This window comes from Pseudomonas putida group bacterium ESBL64, from assembly GCF_045277175.1.
Lineage (GTDB): Bacteria > Pseudomonadota > Gammaproteobacteria > Pseudomonadales > Pseudomonadaceae > Aquipseudomonas > Aquipseudomonas alloputida.
In genome coordinates, this window is the sequence record NZ_CP145799.1 from 613,967 (window position 1) to 628,462 (window position 14,496).

Annotated in this window: 14 protein-coding genes and 1 pseudogene; 6 read left to right on the forward strand and 9 right to left on the reverse strand. The window is 59.4% G+C overall.

Translation table 11 applies throughout. From position 1 onward, the window contains the following. Nucleotides 1–32: 32 nt before the first annotated feature. Both V6093_RS02730 and yghU read right to left on the reverse strand, forming a co-directional pair. On the reverse strand, nucleotides 33–1,736 hold the full coding sequence (locus V6093_RS02730) for an amidase (protein ID WP_047604939.1): 1,704 nt from the start codon (nucleotides 1,734–1,736) through the stop codon (nucleotides 33–35). 584 nt (nucleotides 1,737–2,320) lie between these two features. Beyond that, nucleotides 2,321–3,163: a glutathione-dependent disulfide-bond oxidoreductase gene (gene yghU, locus V6093_RS02735; protein ID WP_003248134.1), complete on the reverse strand. Its 843-nt coding sequence runs from the start codon at nucleotides 3,161–3,163 to the stop codon at nucleotides 2,321–2,323. 201 nt (nucleotides 3,164–3,364) lie between these two features. Between yghU and V6093_RS02740 the strand changes: the two genes are divergently transcribed. Beyond that, on the forward strand, nucleotides 3,365–4,411 hold the full coding sequence (locus tag V6093_RS02740; RefSeq protein WP_012052517.1) for a dienelactone hydrolase: 1,047 nt from the start codon (nucleotides 3,365–3,367) through the stop codon (nucleotides 4,409–4,411). On the opposite strand, the gene V6093_RS02745 is transcribed toward V6093_RS02740, so the two are convergent. The 5 genes and pseudogenes from V6093_RS02745 to V6093_RS02765 form a co-directional block, all read right to left on the reverse strand. Beyond that, nucleotides 4,373–5,566 (reverse strand): MFS transporter, encoded by a 1,194-nt coding sequence (locus V6093_RS02745; protein WP_406669694.1) that lies wholly within the window; start codon nucleotides 5,564–5,566, stop codon nucleotides 4,373–4,375. The two genes, V6093_RS02740 and V6093_RS02745, sit on opposite strands and share 39 nt — an antisense overlap. A 175-nt stretch (nucleotides 5,567–5,741) precedes the next feature. Continuing rightward, nucleotides 5,742–7,328, reverse strand: coding sequence for an ABC-F family ATPase (locus V6093_RS02750; RefSeq protein WP_003248141.1), 1,587 nt, complete (start codon nucleotides 7,326–7,328; stop codon nucleotides 5,742–5,744). Between the two features lie 32 nt (nucleotides 7,329–7,360). Beyond that, nucleotides 7,361–7,780, reverse strand: a complete 420-nt coding sequence (locus V6093_RS02755; protein WP_047604937.1) for an integrase — start codon at nucleotides 7,778–7,780, stop codon at nucleotides 7,361–7,363. Between the two features lie 174 nt (nucleotides 7,781–7,954). After that, complete coding sequence (locus V6093_RS02760) at nucleotides 7,955–8,428, reverse strand: OsmC family protein (RefSeq protein ID WP_003248145.1); 474 nt, start codon at nucleotides 8,426–8,428, stop codon at nucleotides 7,955–7,957. Between the two features lie 842 nt (nucleotides 8,429–9,270). Continuing rightward, nucleotides 9,271–9,471 (reverse strand): annotated as a pseudogene (locus V6093_RS02765) (DNA cytosine methyltransferase); the annotation flags it as partial. Between V6093_RS02765 and V6093_RS02770 the strand changes: the two are divergent. The 5 genes from V6093_RS02770 (at nucleotide 9,380) to V6093_RS02790 (ending at nucleotide 12,451) form a co-directional block, all read left to right on the forward strand. Further along, nucleotides 9,380–9,586, forward strand: a complete 207-nt coding sequence (locus tag V6093_RS02770; protein WP_052196266.1) for a hypothetical protein — start codon at nucleotides 9,380–9,382, stop codon at nucleotides 9,584–9,586. The pseudogene V6093_RS02765 and the gene V6093_RS02770 overlap by 92 nt on opposite strands. Before the next feature lie 105 nt (nucleotides 9,587–9,691). Next, complete coding sequence (locus V6093_RS02775) at nucleotides 9,692–10,270, forward strand: tetratricopeptide repeat protein (RefSeq protein ID WP_052196265.1); 579 nt, start codon at nucleotides 9,692–9,694, stop codon at nucleotides 10,268–10,270. Nucleotides 10,271–10,392: 122 nt separating this feature from the next. Further along, a complete protein-coding gene (locus V6093_RS02780) occupies nucleotides 10,393–10,653 on the forward strand; it encodes a hypothetical protein (RefSeq protein WP_138985785.1) in 261 nt (86 codons plus the stop codon). A gap of 609 nt (nucleotides 10,654–11,262) precedes the next feature. Then, nucleotides 11,263–11,745: a hypothetical protein gene (locus tag V6093_RS02785; RefSeq protein WP_219341987.1), complete on the forward strand. Its 483-nt coding sequence runs from the start codon at nucleotides 11,263–11,265 to the stop codon at nucleotides 11,743–11,745. A 121-nt stretch (nucleotides 11,746–11,866) separates the two neighbouring features. Continuing rightward, nucleotides 11,867–12,451, forward strand: coding sequence for a hypothetical protein (locus tag V6093_RS02790; protein ID WP_108078609.1), 585 nt, complete (start codon nucleotides 11,867–11,869; stop codon nucleotides 12,449–12,451). 214 nt (nucleotides 12,452–12,665) lie between these two features. Here the strand turns inward: V6093_RS02790 and V6093_RS02795 are convergent, their stop codons facing one another. Beyond that, on the reverse strand, nucleotides 12,666–13,418 hold the full coding sequence (locus V6093_RS02795) for a hypothetical protein (RefSeq protein ID WP_146175969.1): 753 nt from the start codon (nucleotides 13,416–13,418) through the stop codon (nucleotides 12,666–12,668). A gap of 394 nt (nucleotides 13,419–13,812) precedes the next feature. Then, a complete protein-coding gene (locus tag V6093_RS02800) occupies nucleotides 13,813–14,478 on the reverse strand; it encodes an SOS response-associated peptidase (RefSeq protein ID WP_047604934.1) in 666 nt (221 codons plus the stop codon). Nucleotides 14,479–14,496: the final 18 nt, after the last annotated feature.

The following is a 14,496-nucleotide window of genomic DNA, read 5'->3' on the forward strand; positions in this document are numbered from 1 at the left end:
TTCGCGATCTGCTTTTGCGGCCCCTGTAAGACTCAGCCGAGCGCCGGCGTGCGCGGCGGAATCATCCGGCGCGAGCCGGTGGCCTCGAACGCGGCAGCAAAACTCAGCAGCGCGTTGTCGCTATAGGCCTTCCCGGCAAAGGTCAGCCCCACCGGCATACCGATATCGGCCATCACGCCCATCGGCACGGTCACGGTCGGCACGCCCAGGTGACGGATTGCCAGGTTGCCGTTGGCTACCCAGACACCGTTGCTCCAGGCGATGTCCGCCGATACCGGGTTGATATCGGCATCGGCCGGGCCAACGTCGGCTACGGTGGGGAACAGCACCGCGTCCAGGCCCAGCTTGTCCATCCAGTCTTCCAGGTCCAGCTTGCGGGTCTGCTCCAGCCCGCGCAGGCCGTCGGGCAGGGTCTCGATCTGGTCCCAGGTCTTCAGGCCACGTTTGGCCATGTTGACGTACTCGTCCATGCCGGCAGCCAGGTCATCTTCACGGTTGGGCAAGGTGCCCGGGTCGTGGGGGAAGATCTTCAGCCCGTCGACATCGGCCAGGCGGTTAAGCTTGGGGTCATCGTTGGCGCGCAGGAAGTCGTCAAAGGCCCAGCCCGACAGTTCCCACAGTTCGTCATGCAGGAATGCCTTGCTGACGATGCCACGGTTGTACACGGTCGGCGCGCCTGGGCGGTCGCCTTCGCAGTTGGACACCAACGGGAAGTCCACTTCCAGCACTTCGGCACCCGCCGCTTCCAGGGCCTGGCGTGCTTGTTGCCACAGGTCGATCACCGTGGCGCGGGTGTTGATGCGTTGGCCGGTCGGCCCGCCGATGCCTGGTTTCTCGGCGGTGCCCGCTTCGGGATCGGCATTTATATACATGCGTGGTACGCCAAAGCGCTTGCCCTTGAGCGCGCTGGCATCTACCGCCAGTTCAAGGTACGAAGCCGGACGTACCGTCGAGGCAGCGGGGATTGGCACCCACGGCTGCAGGCGCCACAGGTCGCCGCGCTTGTCGGCGTCATCGGCGACCACCACGTCGAGGATTTCCAGCAGGTCGGCCATGGTGCGGGCGTAGGGCACCACCACGTCCATGGTCGGCGTCAGCGGCCAGTTGCCACGCACCGAAATCACCCCGCGCGACGGGGTGTAGGCGCACAGGCCGTTATTGGACGCCGGGCCACGGCCGCTGGACCAGGTTTCTTCGGCCAGGCCAAAGGCGCTGAAGCTGGCGGCGGTGGCGGTACCGGCACCGTTGGACGAGCCCGAGGCGAAGGGCGCGGTCAGGTAGTTGGCGTTGTACGGGCTTTCGGCGCGGCCATAGACGCCGCGCTGCATGCCACCGTTAGCCATGGGCGGCATGTTGGTCTTGCCCAGGCACACGGCACCGGCGGCGCGCAGGCGCTCGATGGTGAAGGCATCGCGCTGGGCGACCAGGTCCTTGAAGGCAGGGCTGCCGGAGGCAGCAGTCAAGCCTTTGACCAGGTAGCTGTCCTTGGCGGTGTAGGGGATGCCGTCCAGCGGGCTAAGCACCTGGCCCTTGGCACGACGGGCATCGGAGGCCTCGGCCTCTTTGAGCGCCTCCGGGTTGCGTACCACTACGGCGTTAAGGGCTGTGGCCGTGTCGGCGCCATCGTAGGCGTCGATGCGCGCCAGGTAGGCCTTGACCAGCGCGACCGCTGTCGTGCGGCCCGACTCGAGCGCGTCGCGCAGCTCGGCAATGGAAACCTCGGTTACCTCGATCATGCGTTCACCAAAAAATGTGCAGGTGGGGGCTAATGCGAGGAGTGTACAAGAAGGGCTTGGCGGACGCAGGTTTGCGCAGGGGCAAATGGTTTTATGCAGGGGGGCATTGTCGGGGGCATTCACAGGCATTACCCGGCCCATTGTGGGGGCGGCCTTTCAGTCACCCAAGGGCCGCCCACAGGCTGGTGCTCAGCCTCAGCCCTGCGCGATATCGAGAAACATCATCACCGCAAACCCACCCACAACCCCAGGGTCGCCGTTGTTTCCCACAGGTATGAACTGCAGATGGTCATGGAAGGGCAGCAGGAACTGGCACGGGTAATGGACCTGGGGGCAGTGCTGGGCATCAAGGTCGAACCGGCGCTGGAAGTCCTGAAAGTCGTCGTCCACATCTAAAGCCTGGCGCAGTCCCTGTGGGAGCGGCCTTGTGTCGCGAAAGGGCTGCACAGCAGCCCCGGGATTTCAGCGTCGATGCAAATAATGCTGGGGCCGCTTCGCGGCCCTTTCGCGACACAAGGCCGCTCCCACACGGATCGCGCCAGCTTATGGAAATTGAGCAAGACAGTTGCTCCACACGGTTTGCGTCAACCTGCCAGGTCGGCGGCGCTATGGCGCTCCGGCACCTGGCTGTGTTCATCTCCCCAGGTACGGTTCACGCGTGTACCGCGCTGCACAGCAGGGCGCTGGGCGATGTCCTCGGCCCAGCGCTGTACGTTCGGGTACTCGTCAACCGCCAGGAACTGCGCCGCGTCATACAGGTTGCCGCGTACCAGCTGGCCATACCACGGCCACACGGCAATATCAGCAATACTGTATGCCTCGCCGCCCAGATAACGGCTTTCGGCCAAGCGACGATCAAGTACGTCCAGCTGACGCTTGGCCTCCATGGTGAAGCGGTTGATGGCGTACTCGAACTTTTCCGGTGCATACACGTAGAAGTGGCCAAAACCACCGCCCAGGTAAGGCGCCGCACCCATCTGCCAGAACAACCAGTTCAGGCATTCGGTGCGCGCAGCCGGCGATTTTGGCAGCAATGCTCCAAACTTTTCTGCCAGGTACAGCAGGATCGAACCTGATTCGAACACCCGCACCGGCGGCTCCACGCTGCGGTCGAGCAGGGCGGGAATCTTCGAGTTGGGGTTGACCTGGACGAAGCCACTGGAAAACTGATCACCCTCGCCGATGCGGATCAGCCAGGCATCGTATTCGGCACCGGCGTGGCCCAGGGCAAGCAGCTCTTCAAGGGCAATGGTGACCTTGACGCCGTTGGGCGTAGCCAGGGAATACAGCTGCAGCGGGTGTTTGCCCAGCGGCAGGTCCTTGTCGTGAGTCGGGCCGGCGACCGGGCGGTTGATGCTGGCGAACTGGCCGCCGGAGGCTGCGTCGTTGCGCCAGACTTTGGGTGGCACGTAGGCAGGCTTGCTCATGCATGAATCTCCTTCAAAGGCGCGAAAACGGTCACGTGAAAACGTTGACCTGCATCTATGCCATGGGTTCGACGCAATGCGCAAATGCACAGGGTGCAGGCGCAGCTTGCATGACGGCGGTTTCATCCAGTTTTCATCCGGCACAACGCCAGCCGGTTTTATGCTGGGTTATCCCTTCGTCCTGCAAGGAACCGCTGGCCGATGACCCTTGCACGCTGCGTGTTGGCGCTGGTCCTGCTCGGCGGCCTGTTGGCCCGCGCCGAGGCCGCGCCGTGGGTTGCCGGCCTGCACCTTATGACCTTGACCGACCCGGTCGATAGCCGCCCGATGCAAGCGCTGGCGTTCTACCCGGCCGTTGGCAAAACCCGTATCAGCCGTATAGACGGGTATCCCGTCGATGTGGCCGAAGAGGCGCCCGTCGCCATGGGGCGATTCCCGTTGCTGGTGCTGTCTCACGGCAATACGGGCAGCCCATTGGCTTTGCATTACCTGGCCACGTCGCTGGCGCGGCAAGGGTTCGTGGTGGTGGCGGTGGTGCACCCGGGGGACAACGTGCGCGACCACAGTCGCCTTGGCACCCTGAGCAATCTTTATGGGCGGCCGCTGCAAGTCAGCGCGGCGATCACCGCAGCGCGTGATGATGCAGTGGTCGGGCCTTATCTGAATGAAGGCAAGGTGGGCGTGATTGGCTACTCGGCCGGCGGAGAAACCGCGTTGATCCTGTCTGGCGCACGCCCCGACCTGGACCGTCTGCGTCAATACTGCCTGGAGCGCCCGCATGACACAGACGCCTGCAAGACCCACGGCATCCTGATTGCCGACCGTAGCGAACTGGCGCCCGAGACCGACCCGCGAGTGGGGGCGGTCATGTTGATGGCGCCGCTGAGCCTGTTGTTCGGGCGCCATGCGCTGGCCGGGGTGCAGGTTCCCGCACTGATCTACAGTGGCGACAGCGATCAGCTTGTGGCCGTAGACCGTAATGCCGAGGCCCTGGCCCGCAAACTGCCGGTCACACCGGACTACCGCCTGTTGGCCGGTGCCGGGCATTTCGTGTTCATGGCCCACTGCGATGCCGAGCAGTACGCGCGAATGCCGGCGCTGTGCAAGGACGCCGACGGCGTCGACCGCCGGCATATCCATCATTCGCTGCAGCGAGAAACGGCAGCGTTCTTCAGCCAGGCGCTGGGCGCGCCAGCGCCGGCTGAGCGTTCAGCTACGGCGGGCGCGCCGCGCCAGCCACAACGTTAGGCCAACCCCGGCCAAGGCGAGCAGGGCCGCCACGCAGAAGATCGAGGCATACCCCAGGTGTACCGCCACGGCGCCCATCACCGGGCCGGCAATGGCCAAGGCCATGTCGAAGAACACAGCATAGGCACCCAGCCCTGCGCCGCGGCTGCTGCTGGGGACGTGCTTGATCGCCTCCACGCCCAATGCCGGGTACACCAGCGACAGCCCGAAACCGGTCAGCCCGGCGCCAACCAGCGCCCAGGGCGGCGAGGGCGCCAGCCACAGAAGGCTCAGGCCCAGCACTTCGGTGGCCATGCAGGCGACCGCCACGTTGTAGCCACCAAAGCGGTTGACCGCGTTGACGAACAGCAGCCGCGAAATGATGAAGCACACACCAAACGCACTCAGGCACCAGGCCGCGCCGGCCCAGCCGCGCTCGAGGTAATACAGGGTGACGAAGGTGGTCAAGGTGCCGTAGCCGATCGAGGCCAGGGTCAAACCCAGGCCACACGGGGCAACCCGGCCGAACGCCGACCAGAAGGGCAGGCGCTCGCCGCGCACCACGACCACGTCGGGGCGCTTTCGAAGCACCAGCAGGGCAAGGGTTGCCAGCACCAGCAAAGCCGGCCCCAGCACGCTGAAGTCCAGCCCGTCCACGGCCAGAACGCCAACTGGCGCACCGATGGCGATCGCGCCATAGGAGGCGATACCGTTCCACGAGATCACCCTGGCAGTGTGTTCGGGGCCGACTTGGCTGATGCCCCAGCTCAAGGTGGCTACGCCGATCAGCCCTTGGGCGATGCCCAGCAGCAAACGTCCACCGAGCAGCAGTGCCAGGCTCAGCAGCGGTAAGGTGAGGGTCCAGGCTGACAGCAACGTCAACACCCCGCAACCGGCAATCCCCAGCAAGCCAAAGCGGATGGCCTGTTTCCCTCCCAAGGTGTCCGCCACCCTGCCTGCAAACGGGCGGCTCAGCAGCGTGGCCAGGTACTGCAGGCCAATGGTTACACCGGCGATCACTGCGCCAAAGCCGAGCTGGTCGTGCACATAGCTGGGCAGCACCGCAATCGGCAGGCCGATGCAGAGGAAGGCAATGAAGGTATAGAAAACGATCGACAAGATCTGCAGGGTGATGTGCAGCGTGTGACTGGCGGGGGCAGGTTGTTGCGCGGTCATGGGCTCTTTCGCGGGCGGGCGGTTGGGCGTGGTCCCATCATGGCCGTTGCGCAAAGGAAAAGAAAGCAGGCTAACGAATTATTCGTCGGGCAGTGTCAGTCGGTCGGAGGGGGGCTTCGCGGGCAAGCCCGCGAAGAGGCCCAGCCACACAAGGTGGCCAGGCCTTGGCCTTCAATCAGACCAGCACACCCTGGCTGCGCAGGTAGTCATCGTAAGTACCGCTGAAGTCCACCACACCATCGGCCGACAGCTCGATGATGCGCGTGGCCAGCGACGACACGAACTCGCGGTCGTGGCTGACGAACAGCAGGGTGCCCGGGTAGTTTTCCAGCGCCAGGTTCAGCGCTTCGATCGATTCCATGTCCAGGTGGTTGGTCGGCTCGTCCATCACCAGCACGTTCGGCTTCTGCAAAATCAGCTTGCCGAACAGCATGCGACCTTGTTCACCACCGGAAATCACCTTCACCGACTTGAGGATTTCGTCGTTGGAGAACAGCATGCGCCCCAGGGTGCCGCGGATAACCTGCTCACCAGAGGTCCACTGGCCCATCCAGTCGAACAGGCTCATGTCGTCTTCGAAGTCGTGGGCGTGGTCCTGGGCGTAGTAGCCCACTTCGGCGCTGTCGGTCCACTTTACCGAGCCGGCATCCGGGGTCATCTCGCCGACCAGGGTGCGCAGCAGGGTGGTCTTGCCAATACCGTTGGGGCCGATGATCGCAACGCGCTCGCCCGCTTCGACGGTGATGTCGAAGTTCTTGAACAGCACCTTGTCGTCGAAGGCTTTGGCCATTTTTTCGACGACCACGGCCTGGCGGTGCAGTTTTTTCGTCTGTTCGAAGCGAATGAACGGGCTGACGCGGCTGGACGGCTTGACCTCGGCCAGCTGGATCTTGTCGATCTGCTTGGCACGAGAAGTGGCCTGCTTGGCTTTGGAGGCGTTGGCCGAGAAGCGGCTGACGAAGGTCTGCAGCTCGGCGATCTGGGCTTTCTTCTTGGCGTTGTCCGACAGCAGCTGCTCACGCGACTGGGTGGCTGCGGTCATGTACTCGTCATAGTTGCCCGGGAACAGGCGCAGCTCACCGTAATCCAGGTCAGCCATGTGGGTGCAGACGCTGTTGAGGAAGTGCCGGTCGTGGGAAATGATGATCATGGTACTGTTACGCGCCGTGAGGATCGTTTCCAGCCAGCGGATGGTGTTGATGTCCAGGTGGTTGGTCGGTTCGTCGAGCAGCAGCACGTCCGGGTCCGAGAACAGCGCCTGGGCCAGGAGGACACGCAGCTTCCAGCCCGGTGCCACTTCGCTCATCGGGCCGAAGTGCTGGTCCAGCGGAATACCCAGGCCCAGCAGCAGTTCACCGGCGCGCGACTCAGCGGTGTAGCCGTCCATTTCGGCGAATTCGGTTTCCAGCTCGGCGACGGCCATGCCGTCTTCTTCGGTCATTTCCGGCAGCGAGTAGATACGGTCACGCTCGGCTTTGACTTTCCACAGCTGGCCGTGGCCCATGATCACCGTGTCGATCACGGTGAATTCCTCGTAGGCGAACTGGTCCTGGCGCAGCTTGCCCAGGCGGGTGTTCGGCTCAAGCATGACCTGGCCTGCGGACGGCTCCAGGTCACCGCCGAGGATTTTCATGAAGGTCGACTTGCCGCAACCATTGGCGCCGATCAGGCCGTAGCGGTTGCCGTTGTTGAATTTGACGGAAACGTTTTCGAACAGCGGCTTGGAGCCGAACTGCATGGTGATGTTAGCGGTAGAAATCAAGTGCTTGTCCTGCGGGGGTTCCAGAGGTGTATTTAGGCCCTGTGGTCAGTCTTGGGCCAATGTTGGACCAATTCGACTCGGGGCGTCAGCTTCTCCAGCTCCCTCCAGTCCGAGGAGGAGCTGATCCATTTCGCGTAGGTAGAGAGCAACATCTCGACGCTGTGGCCAAGCTGGCTCGCGATGAACGCGGGGTTCATCCCAGGCATCAGGCATAGGGTGGCGTAGGTGTGGCGGGTGTCGTACTGACGGCGTTCACGGATGTTCAGCGCCTTCAGCGCCGATTTGAAGGGGCGGATTGTAACACTTGGCTCGTTGATCCACAGCCCACCTTTGCTAGGTTGCAACACGAAGGGGCTAGTCGGGTGGGCCGACTTGGACACCATGCGACGAAGGGTAGCGATTGGCTGGGCATGGTTGAAGGCGTTCAATGCGCGCTCGTTTAACAGGACCACCCGATGATGCTTGGTTTTCGTCTGGTCAGGTTTTCGCTTTGGATTGATCGCGGTCGGTCGTGATTATCAGCTTTCGCCCTTTATCGGCCTCTAGTGAAAGAGTGTCCCCCCTTCTATTGATAGCGTCGATTAGAAGCCATTGTTAAACAAAGGAAGCAGTTGTATTCAGAACATCTAGTCCTGATGCTTGATAACAGCACTGCATCTGATAGGGAAGTTGACTGAGTTGGCAATAAAACATTCGTGGTGAGCATCGTCATGCAGGCGTCTTGCAAGATCCAGATCTGACTGGCTGCTGATAATGACCTGAGGCCTTAACTCAGCGTCTTTGAAATGGCCCTTGCGCTGGCCATCCCCTTCAAGCATCCGGCCCACCGGGTAGTCGACATATTCCAAGACGTTCACGTTGTTGACTGCGCACAGATGAAGATACCAAAGCTTGTGGCAGGCCGAGATCGAGGCCAGCAACATGTCTTCAGGGTTCCAGCGTTCAGGGTTCCCGCGAAAGGCGGGGTCGGCAGAGCCAAGGATAGGTGCCTTGCCTGGAGCCTCCACGTTGAAGTCTCTCTGGTACGCCGTATAACTGGCAGTACCTTCACCCGTGTTACCTATCCAATTTACGGTGACAGCGTAATGGTGTTCTTTCATGGTCACTCCTGTGTCGAAAGACGGCCGGAAAATCTTGCCCATCGCTTGGGTGCGGTTATCTTGCTCTCGATTGAGGGCTCTTCACCAGCATCTAGTGTTTGCAGCGACGCATGAGCAATCCGAGCACATGCAATGATCCGAACTGCGAACAGTCCTGATTGCTGATTTCCTCGTGCTCTCTGTCGTGTCCTTGGCTTGAGGGTATCGAAACCCTATCTCAGGCTTGGGGCCTCAACACGCACAGTGGTGCTTCAGCTCAACGGAGCCTTCGCCGCCGCCTCGATCGCGTCGAGGTCCAACGCATGTTTCGGGCATGACGATTCCTTGGCCGCTCTTGCGACCGGCCTGTGCTTTAATGGGCGATTGTTGAAATGGATTTTTCTAGCGAGGGATAACGCTTATGTTTGCTGTCGGAATTGCGCTTCTTGCCGTTGGATTAGGCACTTCAAATCCTGGGCTCTGGATACCGGGCGCCGCGCTCATGGCTGCCCGCGTCGTGAAACGAGCACGCAGCTGACCCCATGGCCGCCATATCGCGGCAGTGAATAGAGGGGGACAGGGGCTACATCAGAAAGAGTACGGATTTGCCCTCAGATCAGAAAGACCTGCGCTGCGGTGCCGTCGCCCCCGGCTTTTGCCAGGACGTGCGCCCACCTGTATCTCGAAGAAGTAGACCAGACGGTGCTCACGGGTGATGCAGGGGGGGCGTAGACACACGTCAATTAGGCGGCTGACGTTGCCAAGGATGGTGAGGTCGGCACTCTGCCAGTGGCAGTTATCCTCGCTGCAGCAACTCCATAACGCGCATTGCTCCCGAGCGGGTTTGTTTTAGCGGTCTGCCACACCCGGTGCTGCGGCACACCGAGGTCGACCCACTCGACAATGTGTGGCGCCACCTGATACCCCAGTGCCTGAACAATCTGCAGCCAGGCGGTGTAGAGCACTCAGTCGGTGAACTCTGGCACATTCTCGATCACAGCCGCCTGCGGCCGGTGGAACTCCAAGGCCGATACCGACGCCCAGGTCGCGGTGCTTGCCGAGCTCGCGATTTCTGCGCACCGACGCAGCGACGTGGACGCAGACCAGTTGGATGCCATGCTGAAGTTCACCGAGGCAGCAAGGTTGTGGGCGTTGATGGAACATGCAGAGGCAGCTTGAACTGCAATGGTATGAGGACAATCCTGCTTGCCATCGCGGCCTTGTTGATGGGAACGATTTCCGATAACGTCCTGCGCCCAACCAACACATGGCAAGGATTCCATTGTGCATCAGAGATTCAAGATTGGATTCATCGTCAGCGTATTGATGTTGACGTCCTGCACTTCGTCGACCGCTACTACGGTCAACACGGATCAAGCGCGCACCTCCTCACAAAGTGAGTCGGCCTATGAGCTGGGCGTCGAGGCATACCTGCGTAAAGACTATCCAGAAGCGGTGGTGCAGTGGCGTCAGGCAGTAGCGCAAGGAAATCGGTTTGCGCTCAACAATTTGGGTTACCTAGCCTACTATGGTCTTGGCATGCAGGCCGCCCCATCCTTCGCTGTCGATCTTTGGCGTAAAGGCGCAGTTCTCGGGGTTTCTGAGGCCCAGTGGCATTTAGGCCTTGCTTACCAAGAAGGTAAAGGTGTTGCGCCAGACCCCGTTCAGTCTTACTCGTGGGTGCGTTGTTCTATCGATACCGCCACACGCAATGCAGTGCACGGGCATAAGGAAGCCGAGCTGAAGATTGCGAGGGATGCCCGCGAGAGTCTGGTGGACATAGTTGACAATATTCCACTTGAGAAGTTGGCAGATGCCCGGAAAAGCGCATTGGCCTGTATACGCGCCTACAAAGCTCTTTGAGTTGGTCACTTGGGCTAGCCAGTACAGCGGGACAGTAGCCAGAAATGCTAGCGATGAATAGTCCAGGGCGTGAAGATGAGTTGCGACCCCATCCTGTTAACGTAGCAATTAGGGACGCCCTGATGGTTGAGGATTATCTTCAGATCGTTTGTTCTGATGGATCTGTGTTGTCTGTCTACAATCCATTTCTGTGTGAAGGCATTAGCTTTGCCGATCTCAAGGGCTGTAGCCTCGGCGAAATCCGTGAAGATAAAGAAGCCAACGTTATCGTATTGGGCTTGGACAAGGGCTCCCTCCGGGTCAATGTGCACCCAGAGGCCTGGGCAGGGCCTGAAGCAATGACGCTCCAGCGGCCAGGTCATTCGATTATGATCTGGAATTGACCGCTACTGGGTACCTTGGAACGGGCTATCTATATCGGGTCGAATGCAGCCAGTCCCGGAAAGGCTGCAATCGACCCATAGCTGCCATTCGTGAAGGGCAGAAATCGGCCAGAAGCCGTCGCACAGGCAGGACTGCTTTCGATCCAAAGCTGCCCTTCCCGAAAGGCGGCAACCGGCCAGGAGCGGACGGTGGACTCTGTGATGGCAAATTGTTAACGTCAACCACAACGAGCATCTGCCTCGTAGTAGTTAGGTGCTTATGGAGTCCGTCTTATGGGCTCTCGGCTACTTCAGACTTTGGCTGTACTGGGAGGATTGATGAGTTGCTTACCGAGTCACGGCAGAGTCTCCTGCTCGCGTTGCTATAGTGATATTGCGCCACAATTCGATGTATCTAAGCGCGCGGAGGGAGATTGGCGAATTACAGCAAACCCTCTGGCATGGGGTAGCACTAAGCCCGAGGTTGTTGTACTTGGCTTTTCCAAGGGCCCGACTCAGACTGGAGCACTCGCTTCTAAACCTCACGACGAAATTGCGTACAAGGGCAATCGCCTCAACGTGGGCAAAATTCTGGCTCACGTCGGGCTCATCCCCACCGACGAGTCCGATATGCTGAAGAAACATGTAGATCGTCTTATCGCGGATAAGTCCGGGCGCTTTCATTTCGCATCACTCATTCGTTGCACTGTAGAGCGCTATGACCATAAGTCTGCATCTTGGAAAGGATCAGGTGGCGGCATGCTGGACAAGTTCATTGGTACCCCGTTCGGCACATCGGTCGCGACTAACTGCACAACTACCTTTCTCCGTGACCTGCCGGAAGAGACTCGGCTCATTGTCATGTTTGGCTTGGGCACGGGTCTGAACTATGTAGTGTCCGCTTACGATCTATTTCGCCGCGCTCGCCCTGGCGCTTGGAAAATGATCAACTCAGTTGCCTACACGGACGGAAGAATTACAGTGGTTCATGTTGAGCATTTTGCTGCCCAAGGTGCTTTGATTCCTAATTGGCTAGGGGAAAAAGCTCACCTCAGAAGCAACCTTGGCCTCCTCTCAAAAGCGGCGATCGAAGCATCAGGAGTCGGTATTTAACAATTCATCCAGGCCGGAGCTCATAAGCCAGATTAGTCCAACTGGCATTAATTCTAATGGCCTCTCGTGCTCATTCTTACTCAGCTATATCCCATTGGAAAAATCAGGTTGGGGAGTACGCATGACCGATGAACCAGCGTTTGAGGGTGTTCATTTTCAGGAAATCCTCACAAAAGAGCCGCTGAAAGAAGCAGCTTTCTTTTGTCAAGGCTCTAGCAGCATGTTGTTTGAGCGTGGCGACAGACTTTATCGTCTTACTCTCGAAGGATGCGGACACAACTTTCTCGCCCAGCAGTCGGCTGAAGGCAACCGTAATGTTGTCGAGATCATTCACGACTACGGCGCAGTCGGCCCCTCTGACTCTTCACTCCCAGGAAGCGCTAGTGAGTTCTATTGGCTGGCCCAAGTGGAGAGGTTGGCGAGCGTAGATGAGACCAGTGAGCCTTTACTTGCCGGCATATTGTCGGGGTTGCTCGACGAAAATGATGATTTACCTGCCAATTGCGTGCTTTCTGAACAATGCTGGGCCTTAGCTGACGAGTATCCAGATTTAGCAGGAGTTTTGATAACTCTCGCTAAGTCGGCTGAATTTGCGGAGCGCCATGAAGGTAACGTCGATGCCAAGCTTGACAACATTATGAGACGACCCGCTACTGGGGATCTGGTCTGGACTGATCCACTTGGCGGCTGCCTTTATGAGCCATAAATCAAAAGAGGGGCCAGTTGCTGAGCATCATCCAGTTTACTGGTGCCGCGAAGACTCGAGCCCACAATGACCGCTACTGGCCGACAGCGGTCAAACGCGACCGGCTGCATTCGACCCGTTGCAGTTATTATGGAGGTCTGCAACCGATCCGAAGCGGGCGGTGCATCAGTCGGAACCAGCGTGAAAACACCTCCCCTGAGCATCGGTATTGCCATCAAACCAGGGCGGCGAAGAAGTCACTTATGCTGGTCCAAACCGAGACAAAGAGCGGGCTCCACAGTGTGACGAGGAGCGCCAGAAAAGCGAAGCAAATCGGGAAAATATACTCCGTAAAAAATGGAGTCAGCAATCCGCCCTTGATGAGTGCGCTTAACCTGGCCCGCCGCTTGACCCACGTGGAAACGCGGAAATCGATAAAGTCATCGATGGGGCTATTGATCATTCCGCAGCGAAACGAATAACCAAATCGAACATAGCTTACATCGATGGCTTTGAATAGCTGAAAATCAGTCACTTTCCCCACGGTGGCCCCTTCACTAACGGGGGCATAGCGCTCGGGCACGCTGGCATACTCGGAGGCTTCGAACTTTTCCCGGCATTTAACGAGCACCTGCTCACGATTGGACCGATAAGTCAGTCGAATCAAATCGTTCGCATAGAATTCGCACATTTTGCCATCCAGCACTCTCCAATTCTCTGGCAAATGCTGGACATAGCGACCGAATAGATAGAGCAAGATGATCGTCCACACGACCCATAGGTGCGCTACGTTATCGCCAAACCTTACCGCGTTACCGAGTAGGGAAATGCTTTCCATTTTGGCATCAAAATACCAGACCGCCACAAGCAAACCCGAAAAAACAAGCAAGAAGCTCCTCGTCTTTTTGAAGCTCCCCTCATCGACATCCGGCCCCATCTCACCCCGCCCTTGTAATACATCCCAGTGATCAATCAGGAATAGTATCACATTGCTACTACTCTGGTAGGTGGAAGGAACGCACGCGAACAGCGGGTGGCAAGCGTGTATGGCAAAGCCACTTTTGCCCATTCAATCTGAAGTGCAAGCGCGGCCGCCTTCGACTATGAGTTTCGATGAAGAGATCGGAGACCACGTCCCAGACCTCGTCCGAGAGTTCGTAAGGCTTTGCCATCACAGAGGCCCTTTCCTTCGATGGCAGGGGAATCTACAAAATTTTAGCGTTCGGGGGGCGGCTGCGATTGGTTTTCCCGAATTGCATAGGGTGCTTAGAGAGTCACAGAACGGAACTATCGGCGGACTCCGACTAAAATTGAGCCGCCTGCTTTTAACCGACAGCCGACTTTCCTGGAGGGCCGCTATGGGTCGATAGCCCACTACCGCTTCACTGAAGCGGCTGTATCAGCTCGGCGCCTTGGTTGCGCACATTGCCAATGGCTGTGCTCACTCGATACCACTCGAAGGCCTCGGCTGGCTCACCCAGGTTCAGCACCATCTGCTCGGCCTGTTCCCCGGGCATCGCGGTTTGCATCCACTCACGCGCAAGGTCTGGGGCCAAAACCACTGGCCTGCGGTCGTGCACATCCACCATTCCGCCCTGGGCATCGGCCGTAATGATGACGAACCCATCATGCTCGCTGCCAGCGAACTGGCCGATGCTGGCGCAAAGGGAAGGGCGCCCGTCCCGGCGTCGGATGTAGTACGGCTGTTTCTTCGGTCCGCCTTCATCGACCCATTCATACCAGCCGTCGATCGGCGTTATGCCTCGGTGCGGCCAGATCGCCCGGAAGAAGGGGCCGTGTGCCACCTTTTCGACCCTGGCGTTGATCGGCGCGGCACGGTCGGTCGCCCAATGCGGCCGCCAGCCCCATCTCACCAGGTCCGCCCGCGGGCCTGCTTCATCCACTCGCAGCACTGCCACCGGCGTGGTCGGCGCGACGTTGTACCGGCCAAGTGGCTGGTCGCCGACGTTGTTCCGCCAGGCCTCTGGCAGGCTCAGGGTTTCGACAAAGTCGTGTATGCCTCGGTACTGACTCAACCTTCCACACATGCGCAACCCTCCTGCCAG

Coding starts and splice junctions, on each gene's coding strand:
- V6093_RS02730 (WP_047604939.1), bottom strand. CDS start 1,736: ATGATCGAGGTAACCGAGGTTTCCATTGCCGAGCTGCGCGACGCGCTC.
- yghU (WP_003248134.1), bottom strand. CDS start 3,163: ATGAGCAAGCCTGCCTACGTGCCACCCAAAGTCTGGCGCAACGACGCA.
- V6093_RS02740 (WP_012052517.1), top strand. CDS start 3,365: ATGACCCTTGCACGCTGCGTGTTGGCGCTGGTCCTGCTCGGCGGCCTG.
- V6093_RS02745 (WP_406669694.1), bottom strand. CDS start 5,566: ATGACCGCGCAACAACCTGCCCCCGCCAGTCACACGCTGCACATCACC.
- V6093_RS02760 (WP_003248145.1), bottom strand. CDS start 8,428: ATGAAAGAACACCATTACGCTGTCACCGTAAATTGGATAGGTAACACG.
- V6093_RS02780 (WP_138985785.1), top strand. CDS start 10,393: ATGGTTGAGGATTATCTTCAGATCGTTTGTTCTGATGGATCTGTGTTG.
- V6093_RS02785 (WP_219341987.1), top strand. CDS start 11,263: ATGCTGAAGAAACATGTAGATCGTCTTATCGCGGATAAGTCCGGGCGC.
- V6093_RS02790 (WP_108078609.1), top strand. CDS start 11,867: ATGACCGATGAACCAGCGTTTGAGGGTGTTCATTTTCAGGAAATCCTC.
- V6093_RS02800 (WP_047604934.1), bottom strand. CDS start 14,478: ATGTGTGGAAGGTTGAGTCAGTACCGAGGCATACACGACTTTGTCGAA.